Source organism: Blastomonas natatoria, assembly GCF_003201955.1.
GTDB classification, from domain to species: Bacteria; Pseudomonadota; Alphaproteobacteria; order Sphingomonadales; family Sphingomonadaceae; genus Blastomonas; species Blastomonas natatoria.
On sequence record NZ_QJJM01000004.1, the window covers coordinates 71,708 to 96,362 of the forward strand.

The window sequence follows — 24,655 nt, forward strand, 5'->3', positions numbered from 1 at the left end:
TTTCGGTATGCGGTCGATGGCGGGCAGCGGTGACGGTCGCTGCCGGCCGGATCAGTCCGCGTTGCGCTTTGCATCTTCCTTGCGCTTGGCGAAGCGGCGACGGGCCGCCAGGGCCACCGCGCCCGCGCCGAACAGCAGGATCGCGGGCGGCGCCGGCACATCGGTGCCGCCATCGGGGGGCGGCGGGCCACCGCTCGAACCGGACGACGTGCTCGACGAAGAAGAGGAGGAGGAACTGGAACTCGACGAGCTGCTGCTCGATCCGGTCGAGCTGCTGCTGCCGCTGCTGGTGCCGCCGAAGCTCGACGAGGTGCTGCTCGAGGTCGCGCCCGAAGAGGTGCTGGTCGAGGAGGAGCTCGACGAGCTGGAGCTGCTGGACGACGAAGAGGAACCTGACGAGCCGCTGGAGCCTGACGAGCCGCTCGAACCTGACGAACCGCTCGAACCACTCGATCCCGAAGAGCCGCTGGAGCCCGAAGAGCCAGTCGAACCCGATGAACCGCTCGAACCCGACGAGCCGGACGAACCACTCGATCCCGAAGAGCCGCTGGAACCGGACGAGCCGCTGGAGCCCGACGAACCGCTCGATCCACCCGGCTTGCCGGGCTTGCCCGGATAGCCAGGCTTGTCACCGCCCGAGGACGACGAGCTCGACGAAGACGAACTGGACGACGACGAGCTCGAGGAGGATGAAGACGAGGACGACGAGGAGCTGGAAGAGCTCACATTGCCCGAAGAGGTGCTGACACCGCCGGTCGAGGTCGAGGTGCTGATGCCGCCGGTGGACGTGCTGACGCCGCCGGTGGACGTGCTGACACCGCCCGTCGAGGTGCTGACGCCCCCGGTCGAGGTCGAGATGCCACCGGTCGAGATGCTGCCCGACGAGGTGCTGGTCGAGCCGCCGGTGCTGGTGAAACCGCCGGTCGACGTGCTGGTCGATCCGCCGGTGCTGGTGAAGCCGCCGGTCGAGGTGCTGGTCGAGCCGGTCGACGAAATCACGACGCTGCCGCCGCCTCCGCCACCGCCGCCGAAGAAGCCGCCAAAGAACCCACCACCGAAGCCGCCGCCGAAACCGCCGAGACCGCCGCCGACAACGACGGGGAAGCCGCCGCTGCCGCCACCGGAAAATCCACCCGAATCCTGCTGCGGATAGGCGGGCAGCGGCAGAGGGATCGGCGCCTGTTGCGTGGTGACGGTAATCACCTGCGGCTCGACCGGCGTGCGGGCGACCATCCGCCTGGCGCGCTTGACCTTGCGGACAGGCGCCTTGGCGATCTTGCGACCGCGAATCGGCTTGGTCGTCTTCACCTGCCGGTACTGCTTGACCTGTGCGGGCGGCGTGTCGGCCACATGCACCGCGCCCCCCCCGATGATCGCGCCACCGCAGGTGCATGCACACAATTTTGCCAGGGCCATCCGTACAGACATGGTGTTTTCTCTCTCAGACCTGGGATCGTTCCTCGGCCGGTGGCCTTGCAGCCATGGGCGGATTGGCATCCCGATATGCATGGCAAGCCAGAACAAAGCGTTAAGCTCAATGGTGTTAACCCTGATTTGGCGAGCCGTGCGACAAAAAACTGTGGGGTTCCGGGCTTCCGAAGCGGGCGTGTCCCGATTTGAAACCGAAAGCCAGCGCCAAATTAACCCAAATCAGTCTCGATGGCGCGGTCGGCCTGACGATTTTACATTGACGGTACGTCCGGCAGGGGTTCGTCCCGGAAAGCGCCATTAGCCGCTGATTCTGCAGCTTTTGCCGCTTGTATGCCCCCTTGCCGCTGGCTATAGGCCGCTCAACCAAAGGCCGACGGGACGTGTCCGACCGAGGGCACGTGGCGGCGGTGCTGCAAGACCACCGGGAGCATTTAATGGCGTCTATCTCCACGGCTATCGACGACATCGATGTGCTGGCCAAGGCGCGCAGGAACATCGCGGGCGATTATTTCCCCTCGCCTGACGAAGAATACATGTCTCCGCGCCAGCTCGAATATTTCCGAACGCTTTTGCAGGAATGGAAGCGTTCCATCCTGGCGGCATCCAAGGACACGCTCCAGCAGCTGCAGGATGGCCCGATGCGCGAGCCCGATCTTAACGATCGCGCCTCCAGCGAAACCGATTGGGGGATCGAACTGCGCACCCGCGACCGGCAGCGCAAGCTGATCGCCAAGATCGACTCCGCGCTGCGCCGGATCGACGAGGGCGAATATGGCTATTGCGAGGTTACCGGCGAGCCGATCGGCCTTGGACGACTGGTCGCCCGTCCGATCGCGACGATGACGGTCGAGGCGCAGGAAGCGCATGAACGGCGCGAAAAGATTTCCCGCGACGACTGAGGTTTAACCCGCCGGAAAGGCCGGAAATTAACCAATTGGCTACGGTCTTGGCGGTATAGACTGGCAATGCAATGCCTCGCCCGGACAGGGCGGGCATCCATTGCCATCTGGAAGCCCGTTCGATGAACATGCCCGTCAGCCCGCAAAGTCTGGACAGCCAGGAGACCCGTGCAAGGGACAGCCTGTTCCTGCTCGCCGAGCTTACCGTGGAAGACACGGGCGGGCAGCACAAGGTCAAGGTCCGCAACCTTTCGGCCGGCGGCATGATGGTCGAATCGGACATCGAAGTCAGCCAGGGCCTGCGGATCGTCGTCGATCTTCGCAACATCGGCCCGGTGCGCGGGCAGATCGCCTGGGTGCGCAGCGGACGCTTCGGGGTGGCCTTCGACCGGTCGATCAATCCCAAGCTGGCTCGCAAGCCGGTGGGAGCCCCTGCCGAAACCCCGCGCTATCTGCGCACCCCATTGACATACAGCGCCTCCTTCCCGCGCTGAACAGCCGACGCGGGTCGGATCGCTCAATCGTTGGCCGGCTGCGGAAGTTCGGCGTTCTGCGCCCCGATGCTCTGCGGTGCCAGGCGCTGGTTCGCGGGGCTGCCGCCGAAGGCGATGGGATGGCGCAGCGTCCGATAGGCCCCGATATGCGGCGCTTCCATGTCCATGAAAAAGCCCGTCGCCTTCAGATGCGGATCGTCTGGCACCGTCTCGATCGGGTTGAAGCGCATCGCCGGAATGTCTTCCTTGTCGAGCAGTTCGACCCATTCGTCGGTCGTCTTGGTTGCCGCCACTTCCTCGATGATCGCATACAGGTCGCCCGTATGCTTGGTCCGCTCCTCATAGGTTGAAAAGCGAGGGTCGTCGAAAACGCCGGGTCGCCCGCCAATCTCGAAGAAGCGCGCCCATTGCCGGTCGACATAAGGCACGATCGCGATGAAGCCGTCCCTGGTCGGATAGGGCCTGCGCCGCGGATTGATCGAGCGGGTGTAGCCGAACTTGCCGTTGCCGGGAAATGTCTGGCCGTAGAGATTTTCCACCATGTTGAAGAAGGTGAAGCACTCGAACATCGGCACCGATACGAACTGCCCCTCGCCCGTGCGCTGCTTGTGGACGACGGCAGCCAGCGTGGCGATGGTGGCGAACAGGCCGACTGTCTTGTCGGCGACCAGCGACGGCGTATAGCTCGGCGGCCCATCCGAACGCTTGGCATACAGGTCTGCCCATCCCGATGCGGCCTGGACCAGATCGTCATAGGCCTGGCGCTTGCCATAGGGGCCGTCTGCACCATAGCCGCAGCAATGGATGTAGATGATGTTCGGGTTGATCGCCCTGACCGATTCATAGTCGAGGCCCAGGCGCGCCATTCCCGCCATGCGGACATTGTGAAAGAACACATCGGCCTCGCGCAGCAGGGTTTCGAGCTGTGCCTTGCCCAGCGCATCGCGCCCATCGATGGTCACCGCCTTCTTGTTGCGGTTGAGCGCCATGAAGATCGGACCCAGATCGCCGGTCGGCGAAGACCCGGCATAGCGCATCATGTCGCCGGAATGGGTGCTGCCCTTGTTCTCGACCTTGATGACATCGGCCCCCATGTCGCCCAGCATCATCGTCGCAAGCGGCCCCATGACCACGCTCGACATGTCGAGCACCCTGACCCCCGCAAGCGGACCCGTCGCGGCGATGTCGCTAATCTTCCAGATTGATTCTGCCACCTGGTTGCTCCTTCATCCTAAAATTTTTGTCCGGGCTCATGTCAGTTTTCGGGACGACCTGCGTCCTATCGCGTAAAATCTGGCAGAAAGACCTGCCAAATTGGGTAGCGGCGCCCGTCTCGCGGTTGCGAAATCCACCATTTTAAGGCTATCATCTGCCCAGGGACGAGGGGTGCGTCCATATTTCAGCACGGATCGCAACGCGTCCCCTGGGGGGTTTATGGTATTGAGCTTGTTCGAGAGCGCGACACAGCGTCGGCGCGACGATGATGAATTGAAGACGATGCACCGCAAATATGGGGCGGAGATCGTCAGCGTGCTCGAGGCACGCACGCAGGACACCAGCCTTTCCGACCGCGACCGCAAGCACTGGAACCGGTTACTGCGCAAGGCTCGCTCGCGTTTCGCCGATTGAGCCGGGCAGAACCTGCTGCTGCAGCGACAAGCTGATATCCATCTCCCGCATCCCCGTGTTAATCGTCCGGTTAACATGGGGATGCGGGAGAAAAGGGCCTGCGTCAATGGCCAGTTGTTGCTGGCACGGCAAAGCCTGGCAGTCGGTCAGTCCCCGGTCAGGATCCGATCCACGAGCTGCTTGACCGTGGGCACGAAACCATTGGAATAGAACGGATCGGTGCCGAAATTGTACGCGGCATGGCCTGCGAACATCAGGTTCTTGTCCGGATCCTCGCCATGCGCGATGTTCTGCAGCGCCTTCTGGATGCAGAAGCTGCGCGGATCGGCGAGATAGCCCGTCGAATTGTTGTCATGGTCCTTCCAGGACGAAAACGCGCAGTGCGACAGGCAGCCCATGCAATCGGTCTGGTCCTTGCGGATTTCGGCGCGCTCGTCCGGCGTGACGAAGACCAGCGTGTTGTCCGGCGTCTTGAGCGCGGTGGTGAACCCTTGCGCATCCCAGCGGCGCGCGCGGTCGAGATCGGCCGGTGCCACCCAGAAATTCTTGCCCTTGACCCCGCAATCAAGCTGGACGGTATGTTCGCCCGCCATCTCGGTCGAGAACGGAATCTGCCGTTCCGAGCGCGCTTCCAGCGATTGCAGGAAGGGGTTGCGCACCGCGCTGGAATAGAAGCCGGTCGGGCTGAAGCGCTGCAGCAGCACGTCGCCTTCCTTGATCTTGGTCAGCTCGTCCTTCCACTTCTGCGGGATCGGGCTTTCCTGCGTCAGCAGCGGGCGGGTACCGTACTGGAACGCGATCTGGCCGAGCTCTGGATTGTCGATCCAGTTCTCCCAGTCGCGCAAGTACCAGACGCCGCCAGCCATGATGATCGGCACGTCGTCCGAAATGCCCTCGGCGCGCATCGTGTCGCGCAGCGCCTTGACGCGCGGATAGGGGTCCTGCGGCTGGCGCGGGTCCTCGGCATTGGACAGGCCGTTATGCCCGCCTGCCAGCCAGGGGTCCTCATAGACCACCGCCGCCATCAGTTCGCTCACCTTGTGATAGGCGCGCTTCCACAGCGCGCGGAAAGCACGGGCCGAGCTGATGATCGGCAGGTAGTTCACGTTGTATTGCGCAGCAATTTCGGACAGCTTATAGGGCATGCCGGCGCCGCAGGTGACCCCCGCGACCATGCCGCGCGTGCGCTCAAGGATGCCGTGCAGGATATGCTGCGCGCCGCCCATTTCCCACAGGACGTTGATGTTGATCGCCCCCTGCCCGCCGGCGATCTCGAACGCGCGCTTTACCTGCGCGACACCTCCTTCGATGCCGTAGCGGATCAGCTCCTGGTGGCGTTCCGCGCGGGTGCGGCCATGATAGATCTGCGGGATCACATTGCCGTTTTCGTCATAGCTGTCGGCATTGACTGCCGAGACCGTGCCGATGCCGCCTGCTGCGGCCCATGCGCCGGAACTTGCGTGATTGGTGGCCGATACGCCCTTGCCCCCTTCGACCAGCGGCCAGACTTCCCGCCCGCCATAGACGATCGGCTTCAAACCCTTGAACACGTATTCGCTCCCACATTGCCCCATGCCGGTATAGGCATGCTGCGCACAAAAAGACCAATGAAAAACCGTTCAGCCCCGGCCAGGGTTGCGTCTCACGCCCCCGGCTGATCGCAACCCCTGATCGCGTCCGGCTTCAGGGCGGGGCCCTGCGCCTCGAAACGCGCGAAATAGCCTGCGATATCGGGCTTCTCGATGAACTCGACCAGCTTGTAGCCCACCGCCTCGAACTCGCAGAACAAGAGCTTGGGCGGGATGCCGTGGCGGTTGGTCGGACGGTCGACATCGACCACGATGACCTGCCCACCCTTTTTCAGCGCCGGGCGCAGCCGCCAGATAAATGCATAGGGCTCGGTCACCTCATGATACATGTGCACCATGAAGATGCGGTCGAAACTGTTTTCCGACAGGCGCGGATCGTCGATATCCCCCGGCTTGATCGAGACATTGTCCAGCCGCTCCCGCTCGACACGCACGCCAAGCCGCTTGAGCGCGGCATCATCGATATCCTGCGCCAGCACGCGGCCCTCGGCACCGACCCGCTCGGCCAGACGCACGGTATAATAGCCATTGCCCGCACCGATATCGGCAACCGTCATCCCCGGCGCGATCCCGGCCAGGTCCATCACCTTGGTCGCTTCATTGCGGTCGTCGCGCGCTTCCTCATTGGAAAACTCGTTGCTCACGACACCTGCCACAGGCCGGTCGGCACGCGGAAAGGCGCGTGCGGTCTCGGGCCGATCGCCCTCGTCACCCGACGCGGGCTGACAGGCGGCCAGCACCGCCGTCGCCAGCAGCAGCAAGGAAAACCGACCCGGACGGTCAGTCGACATCTTCGACATCGACCTTCTCGCCGGTCACCTTCTGCGACAGCGCCGCCGCCATGAACGGATCGATCGCGCCATCGAGCACATCGCCCGGAGAGGTGGAGGTGACGCCGGTGCGCAGGTCCTTCACCAGCTGATAAGGCTGCAGCACATAAGAGCGGATCTGGTGGCCCCAGCCGATCTCGGTCTTCGCGGCATATTCGCCCGAAGCCTCGGCCTCGCGTTTCTGCATCTCGGCCTCGTACATCCGCGCCTTCAGCATGTTCATCGCGGTCGCGCGGTTCTTGTGCTGCGATCGGTCGTTCTGGCTGGCGACGATGATGCCCGATGGGATGTGCGTGATACGCACTGCGGAGTCGGTGGTGTTGACGTGCTGACCACCCGCACCCGATGCGCGATAGGTATCGATCTTGAGATCGCTTTCCTTGATGTCGATCTCGAAGCTGTCGTCGATCACCGGATATACCCAGACGCTCGAGAAGCTGGTGTGCCGCCGCGCCGAGCTGTCATAGGGCGAGATGCGCACCAGCCGGTGGACGCCGCTTTCGGTCTTGGCCCAGCCATAGGCGTTCTCGCCCTTGATCAGCAGGGTCGCAGACTTGATGCCCGCCTGCTCGCCCGCATGATAATCAACCAGCTCGACCTTGTAGCCGCGCCGTTCGGCCCAGCGCGAATACATGCGCTGCAGCATCTCGGCCCAGTCCTGGCTTTCGGTCCCGCCGGCGCCGGCATGGACTTCCAGATACGTGTCATAGCTGTCCGCCTCGCCAGCGAGCAGCGCCTGCACCTTGTCGCGCTCGGCGCGCTCGGCGAGCGCCTTCAGCGTCGCCAGCCCTTCGGCGATGGTCTCGTCATCGCCTTCCGCCTCGCCCAGTTCGACGAACTCGATCGCATCGGCCATTTCCTGGCTGATCTCGTTGACGGTGCCGATCGCCTGTTCCAGCCGCCGCCGCTCGCGCATCACCTCTTCGGCCGATTTGGGATCGTTCCACAGGGTGGGGTCCTCGACGCGCGCATTCAGCTCGTCAAGACGACGCAGCGCGCGGTCCCAGTCCAGGAACTTGCGGACCAGCGCCAGCGCGGCGTTGATGGTATCGATATGGGCCTGCCCTTCGGCACGCATGGGGGTCACTCCTGAATAAATCGAGCCGCGCTCTAGCCGATTGCCCGGCAATCGCAAAGCCCTGCCCGCAATGCCGATTGAACTTGCCCTCCAAGCGCCTAGATTGATGGCATGCACGGCACCCCCGGTCCGGTCACCATCGATCTCAACATGCTGATGCGGGCCTATGCCATCGGCATCTTCCCCATGGCCGATGCGCGCGACGATGTCGATGTCTTCTGGGTCGAGCCCGAGATGCGCGCCATCCTGCCGCTGGACAATTTCCACTTCTCGACCTCGCTGCGCAAGGCAGTGCGCCAGGACCGGTTCACCGTCACCTGCAACCGCGCGTTTGCGCGCGTCATCGCCATGTGCGCGCAATCCGCTGAAGGCCGCGAGCAGACCTGGATAAACCGCACGATCGAGGCAAGCTTCATCGCGCTGCACAGCCAGGGCCGCGCGCACAGCGTGGAATGCTGGCGCGATGGCGAGCTGGTCGGCGGATTGTACGGGGTGGAGATCGGCCGCGCGTTCTGCGGCGAGAGCATGTTCAGCCGCGCGACCGATGCGAGCAAGGTCGCGCTCGCCTGGCTGGTCGCGGCGATGCGCAAGGGCGGGCTGACCCTGCTCGACTGCCAGTTCATCACGCCGCATCTGGCCTCGATGGGAGCGATCGAACTGCCGCAGGGCGAATATCTGGCGCTGCTGAACGAGGCGATAGCCGATTCGCCCTATGCGCCGCCACGGGTCCAGCGGCCGCACCCGGTCATGCCGGGGCTTTATTCGGTATCGGTCGCGGGCGTGGCGGGACCGGAGGCAGGCCGAGGCGCGGAATCGGGACTGGTGGCCGGATTTTCCGCATTGGCAGGGGCCGAAGCCGTGGGCGCAGCCGATGGAGCACCCTTGCCGGCTTCTTCCACCGGCGCGTCCTCGCCCGGATATTCCATTGCGCAGTTCTTGACCCAGACGTCGTAGATCGGGTGTTCGACGACGTTGAGCGAGGGCGATTCCTTGAACACCCAGCCGGAAAACACGCGCTTCCAGACGGGCTCTGACGACCGGGTTTCGCGTTCCTGGACCAGCAGCTGAACGAAGGCGCCGGTTTCCGGCACCTGCTCCCACGGCGCGGTGCGCTCGCAGGCCGACAGGCGGACGATCGCATTGCCGATGCGGCGCGATTCGCCTGGCTTCATCTCCAGGTCGCGGATCTCGCCATTGCGCTTGTTGAGCAAGGCGAGGGTGGCAACCCGTTCGGCCAAGGGTGTGGCATCGCCCTCGGTCATCTGCACGGGCGTGGGCGCGGGTGCCGCCAGCGGGACACGCTGCGAGGCGGCGGACTTGCCCGAATTCAGCAGCTGCCGGCCGTATTTATAGCCGCCAAAATACCCGGCCCCTGCAAGCGCGGCGACAACGATGAGAATGGCGATGATTCGCCCGCGCGTCACGCCTCGGGCGTCCACGCTTCATAATCGCCGGTGGCAGCAGCACGCACACCGCCGCGCTCGAGCGCGCCGGCAGGGCGATAGGCGGCGGACGTGCCGGTCAGATTGGGAACATAATCCTTTTCCCAGATCCGCGGCGGCGGCAGATGGCTTTCGGGAATGGCGTCATAGCTGTGGTGCAGCCAGCCATGCCATTCGGACGGCACCCGGCTCGCATCATTGGCGCCCTTGTAGATCACCCAGCGGCGCTCCTTCATGCCCTTTCTGGGCTTGGAGCGGAAATAGGTGTTGCCCTGATGGTCTTCGCCGACCTTCTCGCCGTTCAGCGCGCTGAACAGATGCGTTCCGACGGTCGCGCCGTCCCACCAGGTGAAGATTTTAGCCAATAGTCCCATGAGCGCCCGCTTAATGCGTAGCGACGGAAAGGGGAAGATGCTTTTGCATCGAAAAGCCCCGGCAACAGGCCTTTGTTGTCGTGCATGAAGGTGAAGCGGGACGGCAGAGCCATCCCGCTTCTATCCATCAGGTGCGACCCGTCGGGATCCCTGCGGCCGGGACAGCCTCGCCCCGGCAATCACGATTAGCCGGCCAATGCCATCTGCTTGTCCGAAACAAGCCGGTGCATCGCCTTTTGCAGCTTTTCGAAGGCGCGCACCTCGATCTGGCGCACACGCTCGCGACTGACATTGTAGACCTGGCTCAATTCCTCAAGCGTCTTCGGATCATCGACCAGACGCCGCTCGTTGAGAATGTGGCGCTCGCGCTCGTTGAGCGACTGCATCGCCTCGCCCAGCAGCGCATGGCGCATTTCAGCCTCCTGCGCATCGGCCACGGCGACATCCTGCAACGGACTCTCGTCCGCCAGCCAGTCCATCCATTGGCCGTCGCCATCCTCGCGCATCGAGACGTTCAGCGACGCATCGCCGCCCATCGCCATGCGACGGTTCATGTTGACGACTTCGGTTTCAGACACGCCCAGCTTGGTGGCGATCGCCTTGACGTCGTCGGGATGCAGATCGCCGTCCTCGAACGCGCGCAGGTTGTTCTTCATCCGGCGCAGGTTGAAGAACAGCTTCTTCTGCGCGGCGGTGGTGCCCATCTTCACGAGGCTCCAGCTGCGCAGGATATATTCCTGGATCGACGCCTTGATCCACCACATCGCATAGGTGGCGAGGCGGAAGCCGCGATCGGGCTCGAATTTCTTCACACCCTGCATCAGACCGATATTGCCTTCGGAGATCAGCTCGCTCACCGGGAGGCCATAGCCGCGATAACCCATCGCGATCTTCGCCACGAGGCGCAGATGCGAGGTCACCAGCTGGGCCGCAGCTTCGGGATCCTGATGTTCCTGATAGCGCTTGGCCAGCATATATTCCTGCTCGGGCTTGAGCAGCGGATATTTGCGAATTTCGGTGAGGTAACGGTTCAGGCTGGCCTCGCCTCCAAGGGCGGGGATCGTTGCCGGGACACTTCTGGTCGCGCTCATTTTTTCCCTTTCTGCCAATCCGTTATGCGGGCCTCGATGGAGCACCCTTCATGGGGATCGCATTTCGACTTGCAACCTAAACACGCAATCTATCCAAAAGTTCCGCCATGTCGGCCGGAATCGGACTAAAAAAGTCGCATTCAGATCCAGTCACAGGATGTATAAAGCCCAGCCGCTGGGCATGCAATGCCTGACGACGGAAATCCGCGGCTTTCAGCAGGTCGCGCAGGCCCTTTGGCGGGCGCGAATAGAGCGGGTCACCGAGCAGCGCATGCCCGATGCTGGCCATGTGCACCCGCACCTGATGGGTGCGGCCGGTCTCCAGCCGGCACTCGATCCGCGCTGCATCCCTGAGCCGTTCCTCGGTGGTGAAATGGGTCACCGCATGCTTGCCGCGCCCCTCGCCCACCAGCGCCATCTTCTTGCGATCATGATCGGACCGGCCGATATTGCCGCGCACCGTGCCATTGGCGGGACTGGGCCTGCCCTGCACGATGGCGACATAGCGCCGGTTGATCGAATGCTCGGCGAATTGTGCAGCAAGGCCCAGATGCGCGGCATCGGTCTTGGCAACCACCAGCAACCCCGATGTGTCCTTGTCGATCCGGTGGACGATGCCGGGCCGCGCCACCCCGCCAATGCCCGAAAGCTGGCCCGCGCAATGGTGCAGTAGCGCATTGACCAGCGTGCCATCGGCATGGCCGGCTGCGGGATGCACCACCAGCCCGGCGGGCTTGTCGACGACCAGCAGATGCTCGTCCTCGTACACGATATCGAGCGCGATGGCCTGTGCCTCGGCATCGAGCGGCTGAGCTGCAGGCAGGCGTATGACATAAGCCATGCCCGCTGCCAGCTTGCCCGAGGGCCGCGTGACAGGCTTGCCATCCAGCATGACCGCGCCTTCCAGGATCAGCGTCTTGATCCGTTCGCGCGACAGGTCGGGCGCGGCCAGCGCGAGGCCCGCGTCGATGCGCAGACCTGCCGCCGCATCCGGGACGAGCCCGGTTCTCACCTCGGCTGACGAACTGCCACTGGATTGCCCATCATTCATCGCTATCCTCTGGCCGATGCCGGTCCTGCTTTCAAGCGCACTCCACCAACAGTTGCTGGCCGAGGCCGCAGCAGCGCATCCGCTTGAATGCTGCGGGCTGCTGCTGGGAACGGCGGATCGCATCGCGGCTGCGCTGCCCTGTGCCAATGTCGCGGATGATCCGCACGTCCGCTTCGAAATAGACCCTGCCGCCCTGATCGCTGCCGAGCGCGCCGCGCGCGCGGGCGGGCCGCAGGTGCTGGGCCATTATCATTCGCACCCCAATGGCCTCGCCACCCCTTCCCCGCGCGATGCTGCCGATGCGGCGCGCGACGGACGGATATGGCTGATCGTCGCGTCCGGGCAGATCACGGCCTGGCGCGCGGTGACCAGCGGCGTGCTGCACGGCGCGTTCGATCCGATCGAGCTTGCACTGCCTGCCGCATGACGGGCACCGCCAGACGCCATGACGGCCCATTGCCTGATTAACACTTGAACCCATGCGGCATTTTCGCCACATCGACGCATAGCGGCATCAGCCGGTATTTCTCTTCTACTTTTGTCTCCGCCACAAGGCCAGCACCCCATCATGCCCAGCTCTGCAGATCTGAACGAAACCGAACTCGCCAGCCTGTTGTGCTCGCGCCTCTGCCACGATCTGCTGAGCCCGATCGGCGCGATGAACAATGGTCTGGAACTGCTCGCCGACGAGACCGATCCCGAGATGCGCGCGCGCTGCGTCGAACTGCTGACCGACAGCGCACGGGCCTCTGCCAACAAGCTCAAGTTCTTTCGCCTCGCCTTCGGCGCAGCCGGCGGCTTTGGCGACAAGGTTGATGTCAGCGAACCGCGCCAACTGATCGAAGGACTGGTCGCGGACAAGCCGCGCGTCGAGATGCAATGGCATGTGCCCAGCGCGATGCTCGCCAAGCCGGCGGTCAAGGTTCTCCTCAACCTGGCGCTGGTCGGGCTCGACGGGCTGGTGCGGGGCGGGCAGCTGATCATCGCGGCAGAAGAGCAGGATGGAACCTGTGAAATCGCGGTCAATGCCACTGGCCCCAAGGTGGTGATCGATGAATCGCTCGCCGCTGCGCTGCAGGGCGACATCGCAAACATGGTGCTGAGCCCGCGCACCGCGCCTGCCTTCATGATCGAAAGGATCGCGCGGGCCCATGGCGGCACCATCCAGCTGGCCGCCGCACCCGAATCGCTGGTGATCGGCGCCATGCTGCGCGTCTGACCTTCAGCAAGCGCAACCTGATCTTAACCATATTCAGCGCACACCGTCCGCCAGCGCTTGCGGACGGTGAAAATGGACGACCTGATTCAGGAATTTATTGCTGAGACCCGCGAAACGCTGGACGCGCTTGCCAGCGAGCTGGTGCTGTGGGAACAGAACCCCAGGGACAGCGCGCGACTGGACGCGATCTTCCGCTTCGTCCACACCGTCAAGGGCAGTTGCGGCTTTCTCAACCTGCCCCGGTTCGAGCGGCTGAGCCATGCCGCCGAAGACGTGCTGGCCCAGGTGCGCGACGGCAAGCGCGAGGCATCCGGCCCGCTGGTCGACGCCGTGCTGGCTATCATCGATCGCATCGGTGAACTGATCGTCGTCATGGAAACGGGAGATGCCCTGCCCGATGGCGCCGATGCCGACCTCATCGCCGCGCTCAACCGCAACATTGCCCCGCCGACCGCCGATCCCGACGAGGAAGAGATCACTGTCCGCGACGAACCCGATCCGGTCCGGCGACAGAATGTCGTGCGATCGATTCGTGTACCGCTCGAGCTGATCGACCATCTGATGAACGGTGTGTCGGACATGGTCCTGGCGCGCAACGAGGTCGCCCGCTGCCTGCGCGACGAGCATAGCGGGGCAAGCCTGGAAAACGCGTTCGAACGCCTATCCGCCTGTATCGCCGACATGCGCGATGCCATCGGCCAGACGCGCATGCAGCGGATCGAGCGCATCTTCTCTCCCCTGCCCCGCCTGGTGCGCGACCTCAGCACCGAACTCGGCAAGCAGGTCGATCTGCGCACCTCGGGCAACAATGTCGAGCTGGACCGCGAGATGATCGAGATGATCCGCGATCCGCTGACCCATATCATTCGCAATGCCATCGACCATGGCATCGAGACACCCGCGAGGCGACGCGTGGTCGGCAAGCCGGAGACTGGCAGGCTCAGCATCTCGGCCCGCCAGTCGGGCAACCAGATCCTGATCGAGATCGCCGACGATGGCCGGGGCATCGACATCGAGAAGCTGACCGCGCGCGCGCTGGCCGCCAAGGTGCGCAGCTCGAGCGAAATCAACGGCATGAGCGAACGCGCCAGGCTGGAACTGATCTTTGCGCCCGGCCTGTCCACGGCCGACAACGTGACCGCGATTTCGGGCCGGGGCGTCGGCATGGATGTCGTGCGATCGAACATCGAGCGGATCGGCGGCTCGATCGACCTTGAGAATTATCCGGGCCGCGGACTGCGCGTGATCCTGCGCGTACCGCTGACGCTGACGATCATCCCGTGCCTGACGGTGCGCGCCGGCGGCCAGGAATTCGCCATGCCGCGTTCGGCGATCCGCGAGATCCTGTTCGACAGCAACAGCCAGGTCCGCATCCAGCAGGTCGGCGGCAGCGACCTTGCCTATATTCGCGGGGAATGCCTGCCCTATGTCGCGCTCGAAACGCTGCTCGGGCTCGATATGGACGCAGAGCCCCAGACCCGGTACCGCACGATCGTGACCGTCAACGCGGCATCGGACCTGCGTTATGCCCTTTCGGTCGAAGCGGTGATCGACCATGAGGAACTGGTCGTGCGCCCCGGCGCCCCGGTGATCATGGCCGACGGGCTGTATGCGGGCACGACCTTGCCCGATAACGGGCGTCCGATGCTGCTGCTCGATCCATTGGGCCTTGCCCATCGGGCACGGCTGAACGAAATGCCCAGGCCCGAGCGCAGCCCGGCCGAAACCGACGAGGCCTCGCCCGAAAGCGATGGCGGATCGGCCCTGCTGTTCCGCGAGCTGAGTGGCCAGCTGCGCCTGATCGCGCTGGCCGCAGTCGAGCGGGTCGAGGACGCCGACACCGCCCGCATGGCGATGGTCGCCGGCAATGTGCGGCTCAACATCGACGGCGAAAGCCGCCCGGTCATCGGGCTGTCCGCCTTGCCCGAAGAGGACTGCGCCAAGCTGCTTCACCTGACCGACGGACGCCTGCAGGCGCTGTATGCGGTCGACGACGTGATCGATATCGTCCGGCTGCCGTCGCGGATCGACCCCGCATCGCAACCGGGTCTGGTCGGCGGCATCGCGCTGATCGGCGATCTGCAGCTCGAGGTGGTGGACGTGCACTGGATCTTCAGCATGCTGCTCGGCGCGCCACCGGAAAGCGTGCGCCCGGCCTGCGGGCTGATCGGCGGCGACGATCCGTGGACGCGCCACATTCTGGCACCACTGGTTGCAGCGGCCGGCTATCGCCCGGTCATGGTCGACGGCGAGGCAGGCGGCCTCGACGGTCTGGACCCCGCCATCACCATCATCGTGGGCGACAGCGCAGCATCGCCCGGCCAGCTGCGCGGCCAGGTCATCCGGCTCAGCGACACGATGAACGCAGCGGGCGCCGACCCGGACACCATCTATCGCTACGATCGGGCGACCCTGCTGGGCCGACTGATCGCTGGCCAGCAAAGGCAGAGCGCATGAAGGATCTCTACCTGATCGCGGTGATCGCCGGCGAAACCGTCGCGATCCCGTCCGAGCGCATCGACAGTGTGGTGAAGGTCCGCGAATCGGTTCCCGTGCCGTCCTCGGCACCGTTCATCACCGGTCTTTTCGCGCTGCGCAGCCGGGTGCTGACGCTGATCGACTGCCAGTATTTCGTCACCGGCGAACCGGCCGACCTGATCGCGGGCCAGCCGGCGATCGTCGTGGATATCGGCGGTTGCTGCTATGGCCTGCTGGTCGATGACGTCCTCGACGTCCTTCCCATCCCGACTGACACGCTGCCGCTGCCGAGCCAGCTTCCGGCCGGCTGGAGCGAGATTGGCCGTGCACTGCTGGAACTGGGCGGCGAGACCTATCTGCTGATCGACCCGGATTACATGGTCAATCCGGCCATGCGCCGCGCGGCATGAGCTGATCTGCCCCTTTTTGCGACAAAGCGCGGAACGACGGCGGGTCCGTTAAGGTGCTACTTACCAATCGGCCATAAGGTCGGGCACCGGCACACATGCCGCAGGGAGGCCGCTTTGATGAAAACATGTCTGGTCGTTGACGACAGCAAGGTGATCCGCAAGGTCGCGCGGCACATTCTCGAGACGCTGGATTTCGCCGTTGTGGAAGCTGCCGATGGCAGCGAAGCGCTGGAACAGTGCGGTCGTGCGATGCCCGACGTCGTGCTGCTCGACTGGAACATGCCGGTGATGGGCGGAATGGAATTTCTCTGTGCACTGCGCAAGGAAGAGGGCGGCGATCGCCCCAAGGTCGTTTTCTGCACGACCGAAAATGGCAGGGGACATATCCAGGCGGCGATCGAGGCGGGCGCCGACGAATATGTGATGAAACCCTTCGACCGCGAAACGCTGCACAGCAAACTGCAAATTGTCGGCTGCGCCTGACCCGCGATTCAGGGGGCGTCGCGCAATGCCACGATCGGTAGAGGGGGCGACAGCCCGCCCCGGACCTTATGGGGTGCCGCCCCTGGTCGCGGACTGCCGCGTCCTGATTGTCGATGATAGTCTGGTGACGCGCTCGATCGTCCACCGTATCGTCGATTCGCTTCCCGGGTTCGGAGTCGCAGCCAGCGTCGTATCGGCCCATGCCGCTCTGGCCTTTCTGCAAGGGCATACCGTCGACATCATCCTCCTCGATATCGAGATGCCCGATCGCGACGGGCTGGATGCGATGGCCGATCTGCTGCAGGCTGGGTATCCGGCCCGAATCCTGGCGCTGTCCTCGCATTGCGGCATAGGCGCGCCCGCCACGATCAAGGCACTGGCCATGGGGGCCAGCGACACGCTAGCCAAGCCCGACCGCCATTTCTACCATGATGCGTTCGTCGAAGCGCTGCACCAGCGCCTGCAGGTGCTGGCCGAACCGCCGACCGCGCGCGCCGCACGGCCGGTCGTCGTCACCCGCCCGATCCACAAGCCATGCGCGCTTCAGTGCATCGCGATCGGATCGTCGACCGGCGGCATTCCCGCCATCCACGAATTGCTGGGCGCACTAGACCCCCGGGTCGATGCCCCGATCCTGATCACCCAGCATCTGCCGCCCGAGTTCATGCCGCATTTTGCGCGGCATATCGAAGAGCTGGACCTTCGGCCGGTGCACGTGGCGAGCCATGGTGCCTGGTTGCGGCGGGGCCATGTCTACTGCGCCCCGGGCGATGCCCATCTCGGGCTCGAACGCGCCAATGGCGACGTCCGCATCGTGCTGCGGCCCGATTGGTCGGCCAGCGCCTACAAGCCCTCGGTCGATCCGATGCTGGAGTCCGTCGCACGCTGTTTCGGCGCGAATGCGGCGGGTGTGATGTTGAGCGGAATGGGTTCCGATGGCCTGGCCGGCGCGCGCATTCTCGCCGAACAAGGAGCGCCGATCTATGTTCAGGATGTCGATACCAGCACCGTCTGGGGCATGCCCGGCAGCGTCGCGCGCGCCGGGCTGGCCAGCGTGATGCTGCCACCTGCCGAAATCGCCCGTTTCATCGCCGAATGCTGGCTGGAGGACGCATGATGCACGCCCAACCTGCGGCGGATGCAACGCGCATCCTGGCCGGCCTACTGGAAAACCGCACCGGCCAGCAGATTGCGCCCAGCCGCTACTGGCGCATACAGACCGCGCTGGCGCCACTGCTGAAGCAGCACGGCATCCCTGATCTGGACGCGCTGGTTGCCGTGCTGTCCGACCCGGAAAACGAGAGGCTGCTGCAGGAATCGCTGGAACTGATGCTCAACAACGAAAGCTTCTTCTTCCGAGACATAGCGCTGTTCGCCTCGCTGCGCAGCGAGGCGCTGCCCATGCTGCGCCAGCGTCGGGCCAGCCGCAAGACCCTGCGCATCTGGTGCGCAGGCACATCGACCGGCCAGGAAGCCTATTCGGTCGCGATGCTGATCGACAGCGACCGCGAGCTATGGGCCGACTGGAAGATCGAGATTATCGGAACCGACATTTCCGCTGCGGTCATCGCCAAGGCACGATCGGGCCGCTACAGCCAGTTCGAGATTCAGCGCGGCCTTTCGGTCGATTACATGCTGCGCTATTTCGCCCAGGATGGCGACGACTGGATCATCGACCCGCGCCTCCAGCAGATGGTGCAGTTCCAGCAGGAAAACATCCTCAAGCCGCGCACCGATCCCGGCAGGTTCGATATCATTCTGTGCCGCAACGTGCTGATGTACTTCGCGCCGGAAACCCGGGCGATTGCCTATGCCAAGCTCGAACGCGCGCTCGAGGATGACGGCCTGCTGATGCTGGGCGCGGCGGAAACCGTGATGGACCAGACCCAGCTCTTTTCCGGTACGCGCGAAATGCGCGGCCTGTATTGCAAGGCCACGCCGGGACTGAGCGGGCGATCGGCGCTGCCGCCGCCGCTGTCCTGACCCGCTGATCCTTCGCACACGCAGCAAAAGGCTGTCCTGCACCGGCATTTGTCCTATGCCTGCGCGCATGCAGCCCGATTCGCAACTTCAAGACCTGCCCGACCGCGGCTTCAACCGCCTCGACTGGGCCGTGGCCGTGATGATGATGCTTCTGTGGGGGTTCAATATCATCGCCATGAAATCGGCTGTGGACAGCGCCGGCGCGCTGCCCGGCGCGTTCCTGCGCCAGGCGATCGTGGCCGTTGTCTGCCTGCCCTTCCTGCGCATTGTGCCGGGGCGGATGAAGCTGATCTGTACCTTGGGCGTGCTCAGCGGTGGGCTGTTCTATGTCGCGGTGGGCCTGTCGCTCAAGGTGACCAACAATGTCAGCGCGCTGGCCATTGCAGGCCAGCTCGGCGTGCCCTTCTCGCTGATCCTCGCGGTCATCTTTCTCAAGGAGAAGATCGGCATTCCCCGCCTGATCGGCATCGTGCTGGCGCTGTTCGGCGTGTTGCTGCTGGTGTTCGATCCGGCGGCAGGCAAGGAACTGCCAGCGATCGCCATCTCCGCTGTCGGCAGCCTGATCTGGGCCACCGCGACGCTGATCCAGCGCAATCTGGGCGGCATTGGCGTGCTCAACATCAGCGGCTGGCTGGGGCTGATCGGCTCGCTCGTCATCCTGCCCTTTGCGCTACTGCTAGAACCCGATGGCATGGCGCTATTGCCGCACCTCAGCGCCGAAACCTATGCCTGGACCGCCTATGCCGCCATCGGCTCCAGCATCGGCGGGCATGGCGCGATGGTGTGGCTGCTGCAGAGGCACAGCGTCTCCACCGTCAGCCCGCTCACCATCCCCACCCCGGTCATCTCGGTCGCCTTTGCCACCTGGTGGTTCGGCACGCCGCTCACCTGGCTGATGATCGCTGGCGGATTGATCGCGCTGCTGGGCGTGTCTATCGTGGCGGTCCGCAACGCCCAGAAGGCGCGCGAGCTCGCCGAAGCGCGGCTGATGAAGGAAGGCACACGGTCATGACGGAAGGAATGGCGGCTTGATCGACACCCCGTCGCCCAATTTCGACGAGCGCAAGCTGCCGATCACCATGCTGGTGCTGCACTATACCGGCATGCCCGATGCGCCCTCCGCCATCGAATGGCTGGCCAATCCCGCCTCCAAGGTGTCCGCCCATTATGTCGTGACCGAGGACGGCCAGATCATCCGCATGGTCGAGGAATCGGGCCGCGCCTGGCATGCAGGCCGCTCGCACTGGCGCGGCATCACCGATGTGAACAGCGCCAGCATCGGCATAGAGATCGTCAATCCGGGGCATGAATTCGGCTATCGCCCCTTCCCCGAGGAACAGATGTCGGCGCTGATCCCGCTCGTTGCCGACATTGTCGACCGCTACAACATCCCGCGCGCCAATGTGGTCGGGCACAGCGACATCGCGCCTGCGCGCAAGCAGGATCCGGGTGAGTTGTTCGACTGGCAGCGGCTGGCGCGCGTGCGGCTGGCGCTTCCCATCCCCGACGGGCGGCTGGTCGATCCCTATTGGAGCGACGGCGCGTTCATGCTCGCGCTCGAACGCTTCGGCTATGACATTTCCGACGGTCGCGCGGCGACCACCGCCTTCCAGCGGCGCTGGCGGCCCGGCACGATCACCGGCGAGATCGACGGCGAATGCCGCGCGATCCTGTTCGCCCTGCTGCTCGACCGCGATGCGGGGCGCACGCGCTGATTGCGCTTTGCCCCGTTCCGCGCTAGGCCGCACGCAGCCAGAGGGTCGGGCAGCCGCGGCCCCGTTGAAGAACGGGGGCGAGGAAAGTCCGGGCTCCACGAAACAGGGATGCCGGGTAACGCCCGGCGGGGGCGACCCCAGGGACAGTGCAACAGAAAGCAGGTTGCCACAGGCTTCGGCCCGGTAACAGTGAAAGGGTGCGGTAAGAGCGCACCGCGCGGCCGGCAACGGTTCGCGGCACGGTAAACCCCATCCGGAGCAAGACCGAATAGGGGCGGATTTGGCGATACGGTTTCCGCAAGTCGGAGGCGCGTCCCAGGGGAGTTTCGGCCCCTTGCCGCCCGGGTTGGTTGCTTGAGCGGTGCAGCAATGCCCCGCCTAGAGGAATGGCTGCCCATGACCGGCAACGGTCAGGACAGAACCCGGCTTACAGACCCTCTGGCGATTTTCCTGAATCGGGCGAGCGCGAAACGCCCCTCCCCCGCAAGCCTCAGAGCGAGGCAAGCACCAGCTTCGACGGCACCGAATAGTCGATCGATGCGGGCGACTGCTCCAGCTCTTCAAGATCGCACTGCGCAAAATCCTGCGCCGCATCGCCACCGGCATAAGCCGTGGAGCCGAGCACGAACGTCGCCATCATCGCGATGGAGAGCATGGCTGCGAACATCAACTGGCGGCTCATTGTCGGCAAATCCCTGAAACGTCTTGAATTGCAATCTATGCTGCGGATGCGAGGTAGTTAGCAGGCCAGTGGTTTCAAGACCCTTAGCGTTCGACGAACGACATGGGGGAGCGATGAAGGGGGCGTGGCCGTTGCGCAATTGCCGCGCCGGCTGTAGTTTCCCCCCCAGATCAGGGGGATCGCCATGGGGACGCCAAAGTCGCTGGTTCATCATCTGCTCTCCGGGGCGGCTCTAACGCTGGCCGCCATGGCGCCCATGGTCGCCTCTGCACAGGCGCCCTTGAGCAAACCCGGCGCCGGGCGCAAGGAATGCGGGGCGGCGGCGCAAACGCAGCGGGTAGCGTTGCTGATCGGGAATGGCGGCTATGACGGGGCGGACTGGGACGGGCTGAACAACGCGGCCAATGACGTCGAACGGCTGTGCGATGTCTTTGCCCAGGCCGGGTTCCGGGTGATCCGGCTGGTCGATGTCAACGCTGCCGCTGCGCGCAGGGCCGTCGACGAGTTTGCATCGCTCTCCGCTTTGGCCGATACCGCGCTGATCTATTATGCCGGCCATGGCTTCGAATTTGGCGGAGAGAATTATCTCGTCCCCGTCGATGCTCCGCGATATGCCAGCAAGAACGGGCTCGCCGAGCATTTCCTGCCGCTCGATGCGCTGATGGGGGCGGCCCGGGCGAAGCGGTTCAACCTGTTCTTTCTCGATGCCTGCCGCTCGTTCGATGCGGTGGTCGAACTGACCGATCTCGACCCCGGCGGGCGCGATGGAACGGTGAGCACCATCGGTCTGCCGCGCGGCGGCAAGGGCGTGGTGTTCTATTCAACCGTCAAGGGCAGTCCGGCGCTCGACGATGCCCCGCCCGAGGCCGATGCGATCAGCCCGTTTGCCGCCGCGATCGCCAAGTACAGCGCCACGCCGGGGCTGGAACTCGACCAGTATCTCAAGATCGTCGCGCGCGATGTCGAGGAGCGCACACGACCGGTGATCGATCCGGCGCAATATCCGGTGCGCTACGGGCAGTTTCGCGAGGATTTCTTCCTGATGCCGCTTCCCGGCAGTTCGACGCAGAATGCCATAAAGCCGCCCGCAGGCGCGGCGATCGGCGGGATTGCAGGGGCGCCTGCCCCCACCGCCCGTGTCCGCACGGGGGCGATTCGCAGCAGCCCCGGCGCGCTGCTGATGATGATGCCGCAGACGATGACTCTGCTTGCCGACTTGACGCTGGAACGCTTGGGGACCGAGGACGAACCCTATCTCGTCGCCGATCTGCTGACCCGGTCGAACGTGCCTTCGCTGGTAACCGCAGCGGAAACGAACGACGATCCGGTGGCGCAATATCTGCTGGGCTATATGTACGAATTCGGGGTGGGCCTGCCAAAAGATCTGGTCGCAGCCCGCACCTGGCTCGAGAAATCTGCCGCGAAGGGACATCCCGCAGGGCAGTTGGAACTGGGCTATTTCCTGCGCGCGCATGCGCCGCAGGAAGCGGCGCGCGCCCGCGAACTCTACGAGCTTTCAGCAGCGCAGGATTATGCCAAAGCCAAGTCGCATCTGGGCGATCTGCTGATCGTCGAGGCACGCAGCGAGCGCGATCTGGCGAAGATTAAGGCACTAACGGACCGGGCACGCACTCTGTTCGAACAGGCAGCCGCCAAGGGCCATCCCTTCGCTATGTTCGCTCTGGGAGCACATATCGGCGATACGAAGACCGCCACGACGATGCTCAATGCGCTCGCCGACAAGGGCAATCGCGAGGGCGACCATTGGTTGTGCGAACTGGCTTATTTCCGCAATGCGCTGAGCAGCGCCGAGGCCGAGCGCCACTGCACGCGCGGGGCTAGCGGCGGCTTTGCAGGGTCGCAGTTCCTTCAAGCGCGGCGCCATGCGGACGGGTTGGGCGTACCGCGCTCGCCCAAGGAGGCCGACTACTGGGCCAGGCTGGCGCTTTCGCACAAGGAACTCGATCCGGGTCGGCGCGCCGTGCTTGCCAGCATCGTGCTGCCCGATCGCGCTACCCCCTAGCCCTTCCCCGCTCGCATCGCTAAATGCGCGTGATGGCAGGCAGACGATCCACCGACTGGGGTTTCCCGCGCTGGCGGGGCTATGGCGCTTCGCGTGACGCGCAACAGGTGCGGATGTGCGACCGGCATGGCTGCGATCAGCCGGGCAACTGCCCTGCGCCAAAATCGCCCAACAGCCGCGATCGCTGGTATTTCTGCGAACGCCATGCGGCCGAATACAACCAGGGCTGGGACTATTTCGCGGGCCTCGACAAGGAAGAGGCAGCGGCGCGGGCGGCCGAAGAGCAGCGCGACGCTTCGGGTTATCGCGAATCCGCCTTTCACGGCTGGACCGGCTCGGGCGACGGATCGCGCAGCCGTGACGAGATGCGCGCGCTCGACGTGCTCGAATGCGATGTCCATGCCGAGTTCGAGGACGTGAAAAAGGCCTATCGCCGCCTCGCCAAGGCCAATCACCCCGATACCAACCAGGGTGACAAGGAAGCCGCCGCGCGCTTTCAGGCAATCCAGGCGGCCTATGCTGTGCTGCGCAGCGCCGAGGAGCGAAAGACCTGGAAGGGCGTGTAATCGGGCCGCTGCGCCCCTATCTGTCGTCCATGAAAACCGAAATCAACGCCAACTGGTCGCATGCGCTGCTGGTGTGCAAGAAGTGCAGCAAGCGCGCCAAGGCCAGTTTCGGCCCAGAGGGCGACCGCTCGCTCGCCAAGGCGCTGAAGCGCCGCCTGCCCGCTGGCAAGGGCCGCAAGGCGCGGCTCGGCGTGATCGAGGTGCCCTGCCTCGACATCTGCCCGAAAAAGGGCGTGGTCCTGATCGACACGCGCCAGCCCGATCGCTGGCAGATCGTGCGCGAGGATGCCGATATCGACCGGCTCGCCGAACAGCTGTCCGCATAGCAAAAGGCCCCTCCCGTTCCCGGGAGAGGCCGTTCACTTCGGTCAGGGAAGACGCGAAAAACTTAGCGGCAGCGCACGTTGCCGCGGTCGATCTCGCGACCGATCGCTGCGCCACCCAGGCCGCCGATCACGGCGCCGAGGGTCTTGTCGCCGCGGCCTGCAATGGCGTTACCGGCCAGGGCGCCGACGCCTGCTCCGACCAGCAGACCGGTGGTGCCGTTGTCGCGGCGGCAATAGTAGCGACCGTCATTACCGCGCCAGTAGCGATCGCGGGCCTCGCGGCGACCGTCACGACGGCCTTCGCGATAGGCGCGGCGTTCGTCCCGACGCTGGAAATCGGCAGCTTCCTGCGCATAGAAATTGGTGCTCACCGGAAGCGCGGCAGGGGCAGCGGGCGCGGGGTTCAGGAACGCGGCGGCGCTGGCAAGGGCAAGGTTCAGCATGGTTTGTCTCCACATGATGCTCCGGACGTTTGGCCCGGCTCGAACCTAACAACATTCATCCTCAAAGGCAGTTTCATGAACGGGAAACAACAAGGCGGAATCCGACGGTTTTGCCGGTGAAACGAGCTTTTTCAGCGATGAACCGTGAAAACTCTTGCAACGAAGCGCTGTCTTATCCATATAAGACACATGCTCAACATCCTCTCGATCATCATCGGCCTGGTCGCGCTCGTGCTCGCGATCCCGGCCTTCCTTCCACTGCTCGGTGCGCTCAACTGGCTGATCGTGCCGATCGCGCTCGTCGGTGTGCTGCTGGGCTTTCTGTCGAGCAGCAACAGCGGGCGCAACCTGTGCCTGATCGTGCTGGCCGTATGCATTATCCGGCTATCGCTGGGCGGCGGCATCCTCTAACGCGCCGC

The 24,655-nt window shown here is 64.4% G+C and carries 29 protein-coding genes, 1 other RNA gene and 1 pseudogene; 20 read left to right on the top strand and 11 right to left on the bottom strand.

Annotated elements, in window-relative coordinates; genetic code table 11:
* Positions 1-51 precede the first annotated feature (51 nt).
* Positions 52-159 carry a PEP-CTERM sorting domain-containing protein gene (locus tag C7451_RS20190; RefSeq protein ID WP_244181651.1) on the bottom strand — a complete coding sequence of 36 codons (108 nt, stop codon included), beginning with the start codon at positions 157-159 and terminating at the stop codon, positions 52-54.
* 4 nt (positions 160-163) lie between these two features.
* On the opposite strand from C7451_RS20190, the gene C7451_RS20195 reads away from it, so the two are divergent.
* From C7451_RS20195 to C7451_RS06030, 4 genes are all read left to right on the top strand, one after another.
* On the top strand, positions 164-619 hold the full coding sequence (locus C7451_RS20195) for a hypothetical protein (protein ID WP_244181653.1): 456 nt from the start codon (positions 164-166) through the stop codon (positions 617-619).
* 6 nt (positions 620-625) lie between these two features.
* Positions 626-1,153: a ribosomal eL19 family protein gene (locus tag C7451_RS20200; protein ID WP_244181655.1), complete on the top strand. Its 528-nt coding sequence runs from the start codon at positions 626-628 to the stop codon at positions 1,151-1,153.
* A 712-nt stretch (positions 1,154-1,865) separates the two neighbouring features.
* The gene (gene dksA, locus C7451_RS06025; protein WP_171007712.1) at positions 1,866-2,330 is read left to right on the top strand and encodes an RNA polymerase-binding protein DksA; all 465 of its coding nucleotides are present in this window, start codon (positions 1,866-1,868) and stop codon (positions 2,328-2,330) included.
* Positions 2,331-2,452: 122 nt separating this feature from the next.
* A complete protein-coding gene (locus C7451_RS06030) occupies positions 2,453-2,824 on the top strand; it encodes a PilZ domain-containing protein (protein ID WP_244181657.1) in 372 nt (123 codons plus the stop codon).
* A 23-nt stretch (positions 2,825-2,847) separates the two neighbouring features.
* Here C7451_RS06030 and C7451_RS06035 read toward each other — a convergent pair whose 3' ends face one another.
* Positions 2,848-4,038 (bottom strand): CaiB/BaiF CoA transferase family protein, encoded by a 1,191-nt coding sequence (locus C7451_RS06035; RefSeq protein ID WP_110298076.1) that lies wholly within the window; start codon positions 4,036-4,038, stop codon positions 2,848-2,850.
* Positions 4,039-4,258: 220 nt separating this feature from the next.
* Here C7451_RS06035 and C7451_RS06040 point away from each other — a divergent pair, with 220 nt between their 5' ends.
* Complete coding sequence (locus C7451_RS06040) at positions 4,259-4,453, top strand: hypothetical protein (protein WP_110298077.1); 195 nt, start codon at positions 4,259-4,261, stop codon at positions 4,451-4,453.
* A gap of 146 nt (positions 4,454-4,599) precedes the next feature.
* On the opposite strand, the gene C7451_RS06045 is transcribed toward C7451_RS06040, so the two are convergent.
* The 3 genes from C7451_RS06045 to prfB all read right to left on the bottom strand — a co-directional run bounded on the left by C7451_RS06045 (position 4,600) and on the right by prfB (position 7,950).
* Positions 4,600-6,003, bottom strand: a complete 1,404-nt coding sequence (locus C7451_RS06045) for an NAD(P)H-dependent flavin oxidoreductase (RefSeq protein ID WP_110298078.1) — start codon at positions 6,001-6,003, stop codon at positions 4,600-4,602.
* Between the two features lie 92 nt (positions 6,004-6,095).
* Positions 6,096-6,842 (bottom strand): class I SAM-dependent methyltransferase, encoded by a 747-nt coding sequence (locus C7451_RS06050; RefSeq protein WP_244181659.1) that lies wholly within the window; start codon positions 6,840-6,842, stop codon positions 6,096-6,098.
* Complete coding sequence (prfB, locus tag C7451_RS06055; protein WP_110298079.1) at positions 6,823-7,950, bottom strand: peptide chain release factor 2; 1,128 nt, start codon at positions 7,948-7,950, stop codon at positions 6,823-6,825. The genes C7451_RS06050 and prfB overlap by 20 nt, the downstream gene beginning before the upstream one ends.
* 111 nt (positions 7,951-8,061) lie before the next feature.
* On the opposite strand from prfB, the gene aat reads away from it, so the two are divergent.
* Positions 8,062-8,904 (top strand): leucyl/phenylalanyl-tRNA--protein transferase, encoded by an 843-nt coding sequence (gene aat / locus C7451_RS06060; protein ID WP_110298080.1) that lies wholly within the window; start codon positions 8,062-8,064, stop codon positions 8,902-8,904.
* Between the two features lie 35 nt (positions 8,905-8,939).
* On the opposite strand, the pseudogene C7451_RS20465 reads toward aat, so the two are convergent.
* The 4 genes and pseudogenes from C7451_RS20465 to C7451_RS06080 all read right to left on the bottom strand — a co-directional run.
* Positions 8,940-9,212, bottom strand: a pseudogene (locus C7451_RS20465) (DUF2155 domain-containing protein); the annotation flags it as partial.
* Between the two features lie 158 nt (positions 9,213-9,370).
* Positions 9,371-9,766: an NADH:ubiquinone oxidoreductase subunit NDUFA12 gene (locus C7451_RS06070; protein ID WP_110298081.1), complete on the bottom strand. Its 396-nt coding sequence runs from the start codon at positions 9,764-9,766 to the stop codon at positions 9,371-9,373.
* A 185-nt stretch (positions 9,767-9,951) separates the two neighbouring features.
* Entirely contained in the window at positions 9,952-10,857 is a 906-nt protein-coding gene (gene rpoH / locus C7451_RS06075) for an RNA polymerase sigma factor RpoH (protein WP_110298082.1), read from the bottom strand.
* A gap of 76 nt (positions 10,858-10,933) precedes the next feature.
* On the bottom strand, positions 10,934-11,908 hold the full coding sequence (locus C7451_RS06080) for an RluA family pseudouridine synthase (protein WP_110298083.1): 975 nt from the start codon (positions 11,906-11,908) through the stop codon (positions 10,934-10,936).
* A gap of 16 nt (positions 11,909-11,924) precedes the next feature.
* Between C7451_RS06080 and C7451_RS06085 the strand changes: the two genes are divergently transcribed.
* From C7451_RS06085 to rnpB, 10 genes are all read left to right on the top strand, one after another.
* On the top strand, positions 11,925-12,335 hold the full coding sequence (locus C7451_RS06085) for a M67 family metallopeptidase (RefSeq protein WP_110298084.1): 411 nt from the start codon (positions 11,925-11,927) through the stop codon (positions 12,333-12,335).
* Positions 12,336-12,476: 141 nt separating this feature from the next.
* Positions 12,477-13,127, top strand: a complete 651-nt coding sequence (locus C7451_RS06090; RefSeq protein WP_110298085.1) for a histidine phosphotransferase family protein — start codon at positions 12,477-12,479, stop codon at positions 13,125-13,127.
* Positions 13,128-13,199: 72 nt separating this feature from the next.
* Positions 13,200-15,584, top strand: a complete 2,385-nt coding sequence (locus C7451_RS06095; RefSeq protein WP_110298086.1) for a chemotaxis protein CheA — start codon at positions 13,200-13,202, stop codon at positions 15,582-15,584.
* Positions 15,581-16,015, top strand: coding sequence for a chemotaxis protein CheW (locus C7451_RS06100; RefSeq protein ID WP_110298087.1), 435 nt, complete (start codon positions 15,581-15,583; stop codon positions 16,013-16,015). The genes C7451_RS06095 and C7451_RS06100 overlap by 4 nt, the downstream gene beginning before the upstream one ends.
* A gap of 117 nt (positions 16,016-16,132) precedes the next feature.
* Entirely contained in the window at positions 16,133-16,498 is a 366-nt protein-coding gene (locus tag C7451_RS06105) for a response regulator (RefSeq protein WP_110298088.1), read from the top strand.
* Between the two features lie 25 nt (positions 16,499-16,523).
* Complete coding sequence (locus C7451_RS06110; protein ID WP_110298089.1) at positions 16,524-17,615, top strand: chemotaxis protein CheB; 1,092 nt, start codon at positions 16,524-16,526, stop codon at positions 17,613-17,615.
* Positions 17,612-18,481 carry a CheR family methyltransferase gene (locus tag C7451_RS06115; RefSeq protein ID WP_110298090.1) on the top strand — a complete coding sequence of 290 codons (870 nt, stop codon included), beginning with the start codon at positions 17,612-17,614 and terminating at the stop codon, positions 18,479-18,481. The genes C7451_RS06110 and C7451_RS06115 overlap by 4 nt, the downstream gene beginning before the upstream one ends.
* Positions 18,482-18,548: 67 nt before the next feature.
* Positions 18,549-19,493, top strand: a complete 945-nt coding sequence (locus C7451_RS06120; RefSeq protein WP_110298257.1) for a DMT family transporter — start codon at positions 18,549-18,551, stop codon at positions 19,491-19,493.
* A 67-nt stretch (positions 19,494-19,560) separates the two neighbouring features.
* Positions 19,561-20,196 (top strand): N-acetylmuramoyl-L-alanine amidase, encoded by a 636-nt coding sequence (locus C7451_RS06125; RefSeq protein WP_244181700.1) that lies wholly within the window; start codon positions 19,561-19,563, stop codon positions 20,194-20,196.
* A gap of 37 nt (positions 20,197-20,233) precedes the next feature.
* An RNA gene (gene rnpB, locus C7451_RS06130) (RNase P RNA component class A) lies at positions 20,234-20,642 on the top strand.
* Between the two features lie 44 nt (positions 20,643-20,686).
* Here rnpB and C7451_RS06135 read toward each other — a convergent pair.
* Positions 20,687-20,878, bottom strand: coding sequence for a hypothetical protein (locus C7451_RS06135; protein ID WP_110298092.1), 192 nt, complete (start codon positions 20,876-20,878; stop codon positions 20,687-20,689).
* Between the two features lie 184 nt (positions 20,879-21,062).
* Here C7451_RS06135 and C7451_RS06140 point away from each other — a divergent pair, with 184 nt between their 5' ends.
* Genes C7451_RS06140 through C7451_RS06150 form a run of 3 tightly spaced genes read left to right on the top strand, consistent with a single transcriptional unit; the run spans position 21,063 to position 23,793 of the window.
* Positions 21,063-22,901 carry a caspase family protein gene (locus tag C7451_RS06140; RefSeq protein WP_110298093.1) on the top strand — a complete coding sequence of 613 codons (1,839 nt, stop codon included), beginning with the start codon at positions 21,063-21,065 and terminating at the stop codon, positions 22,899-22,901.
* Positions 22,902-22,933: 32 nt separating this feature from the next.
* The gene (locus tag C7451_RS06145) at positions 22,934-23,467 is read left to right on the top strand and encodes a J domain-containing protein (RefSeq protein WP_110298258.1); all 534 of its coding nucleotides are present in this window, start codon (positions 22,934-22,936) and stop codon (positions 23,465-23,467) included.
* A gap of 29 nt (positions 23,468-23,496) precedes the next feature.
* On the top strand, positions 23,497-23,793 hold the full coding sequence (locus C7451_RS06150) for a (2Fe-2S) ferredoxin domain-containing protein (protein WP_110298094.1): 297 nt from the start codon (positions 23,497-23,499) through the stop codon (positions 23,791-23,793).
* A gap of 62 nt (positions 23,794-23,855) precedes the next feature.
* Here C7451_RS06150 and C7451_RS06155 read toward each other — a convergent pair whose 3' ends face one another.
* The gene (locus tag C7451_RS06155; protein WP_110298095.1) at positions 23,856-24,236 is read right to left on the bottom strand and encodes a glycine zipper 2TM domain-containing protein; all 381 of its coding nucleotides are present in this window, start codon (positions 24,234-24,236) and stop codon (positions 23,856-23,858) included.
* Between the two features lie 189 nt (positions 24,237-24,425).
* Here C7451_RS06155 and C7451_RS06160 point away from each other — a divergent pair, with 189 nt between their 5' ends.
* Complete coding sequence (locus C7451_RS06160; protein WP_110298096.1) at positions 24,426-24,647, top strand: hypothetical protein; 222 nt, start codon at positions 24,426-24,428, stop codon at positions 24,645-24,647.
* Positions 24,648-24,655: the final 8 nt, after the last annotated feature.

Coding starts and splice junctions, on each gene's coding strand:
- C7451_RS06085 (WP_110298084.1), top strand. CDS start 11,925: ATGCCGGTCCTGCTTTCAAGCGCACTCCACCAACAGTTGCTGGCCGAG.
- C7451_RS06040 (WP_110298077.1), top strand. CDS start 4,259: ATGGTATTGAGCTTGTTCGAGAGCGCGACACAGCGTCGGCGCGACGAT.
- C7451_RS06120 (WP_110298257.1), top strand. CDS start 18,549: ATGCAGCCCGATTCGCAACTTCAAGACCTGCCCGACCGCGGCTTCAAC.
- C7451_RS06110 (WP_110298089.1), top strand. CDS start 16,524: ATGCCACGATCGGTAGAGGGGGCGACAGCCCGCCCCGGACCTTATGGG.
- C7451_RS06160 (WP_110298096.1), top strand. CDS start 24,426: ATGCTCAACATCCTCTCGATCATCATCGGCCTGGTCGCGCTCGTGCTC.
- dksA (WP_171007712.1), top strand. CDS start 1,866: ATGGCGTCTATCTCCACGGCTATCGACGACATCGATGTGCTGGCCAAG.
- C7451_RS06080 (WP_110298083.1), bottom strand. CDS start 11,908: ATGAATGATGGGCAATCCAGTGGCAGTTCGTCAGCCGAGGTGAGAACC.
- C7451_RS06090 (WP_110298085.1), top strand. CDS start 12,477: ATGCCCAGCTCTGCAGATCTGAACGAAACCGAACTCGCCAGCCTGTTG.
- aat (WP_110298080.1), top strand. CDS start 8,062: ATGCACGGCACCCCCGGTCCGGTCACCATCGATCTCAACATGCTGATG.
- C7451_RS06135 (WP_110298092.1), bottom strand. CDS start 20,878: ATGAGCCGCCAGTTGATGTTCGCAGCCATGCTCTCCATCGCGATGATG.
- C7451_RS06145 (WP_110298258.1), top strand. CDS start 22,934: ATGGCAGGCAGACGATCCACCGACTGGGGTTTCCCGCGCTGGCGGGGC.
- C7451_RS06050 (WP_244181659.1), bottom strand. CDS start 6,842: ATGTCGAAGATGTCGACTGACCGTCCGGGTCGGTTTTCCTTGCTGCTG.
- C7451_RS06070 (WP_110298081.1), bottom strand. CDS start 9,766: ATGGGACTATTGGCTAAAATCTTCACCTGGTGGGACGGCGCGACCGTC.
- C7451_RS06030 (WP_244181657.1), top strand. CDS start 2,453: ATGAACATGCCCGTCAGCCCGCAAAGTCTGGACAGCCAGGAGACCCGT.
- C7451_RS06155 (WP_110298095.1), bottom strand. CDS start 24,236: ATGCTGAACCTTGCCCTTGCCAGCGCCGCCGCGTTCCTGAACCCCGCG.
- prfB (WP_110298079.1), bottom strand. CDS start 7,950: ATGCGTGCCGAAGGGCAGGCCCATATCGATACCATCAACGCCGCGCTG.
- C7451_RS06140 (WP_110298093.1), top strand. CDS start 21,063: ATGGGGACGCCAAAGTCGCTGGTTCATCATCTGCTCTCCGGGGCGGCT.
- C7451_RS06150 (WP_110298094.1), top strand. CDS start 23,497: ATGAAAACCGAAATCAACGCCAACTGGTCGCATGCGCTGCTGGTGTGC.
- rpoH (WP_110298082.1), bottom strand. CDS start 10,857: ATGAGCGCGACCAGAAGTGTCCCGGCAACGATCCCCGCCCTTGGAGGC.
- C7451_RS06095 (WP_110298086.1), top strand. CDS start 13,200: ATGGACGACCTGATTCAGGAATTTATTGCTGAGACCCGCGAAACGCTG.
- C7451_RS06115 (WP_110298090.1), top strand. CDS start 17,612: ATGATGCACGCCCAACCTGCGGCGGATGCAACGCGCATCCTGGCCGGC.
- C7451_RS06105 (WP_110298088.1), top strand. CDS start 16,133: ATGAAAACATGTCTGGTCGTTGACGACAGCAAGGTGATCCGCAAGGTC.
- C7451_RS06100 (WP_110298087.1), top strand. CDS start 15,581: ATGAAGGATCTCTACCTGATCGCGGTGATCGCCGGCGAAACCGTCGCG.
- C7451_RS06125 (WP_244181700.1), top strand. CDS start 19,561: ATGCTGGTGCTGCACTATACCGGCATGCCCGATGCGCCCTCCGCCATC.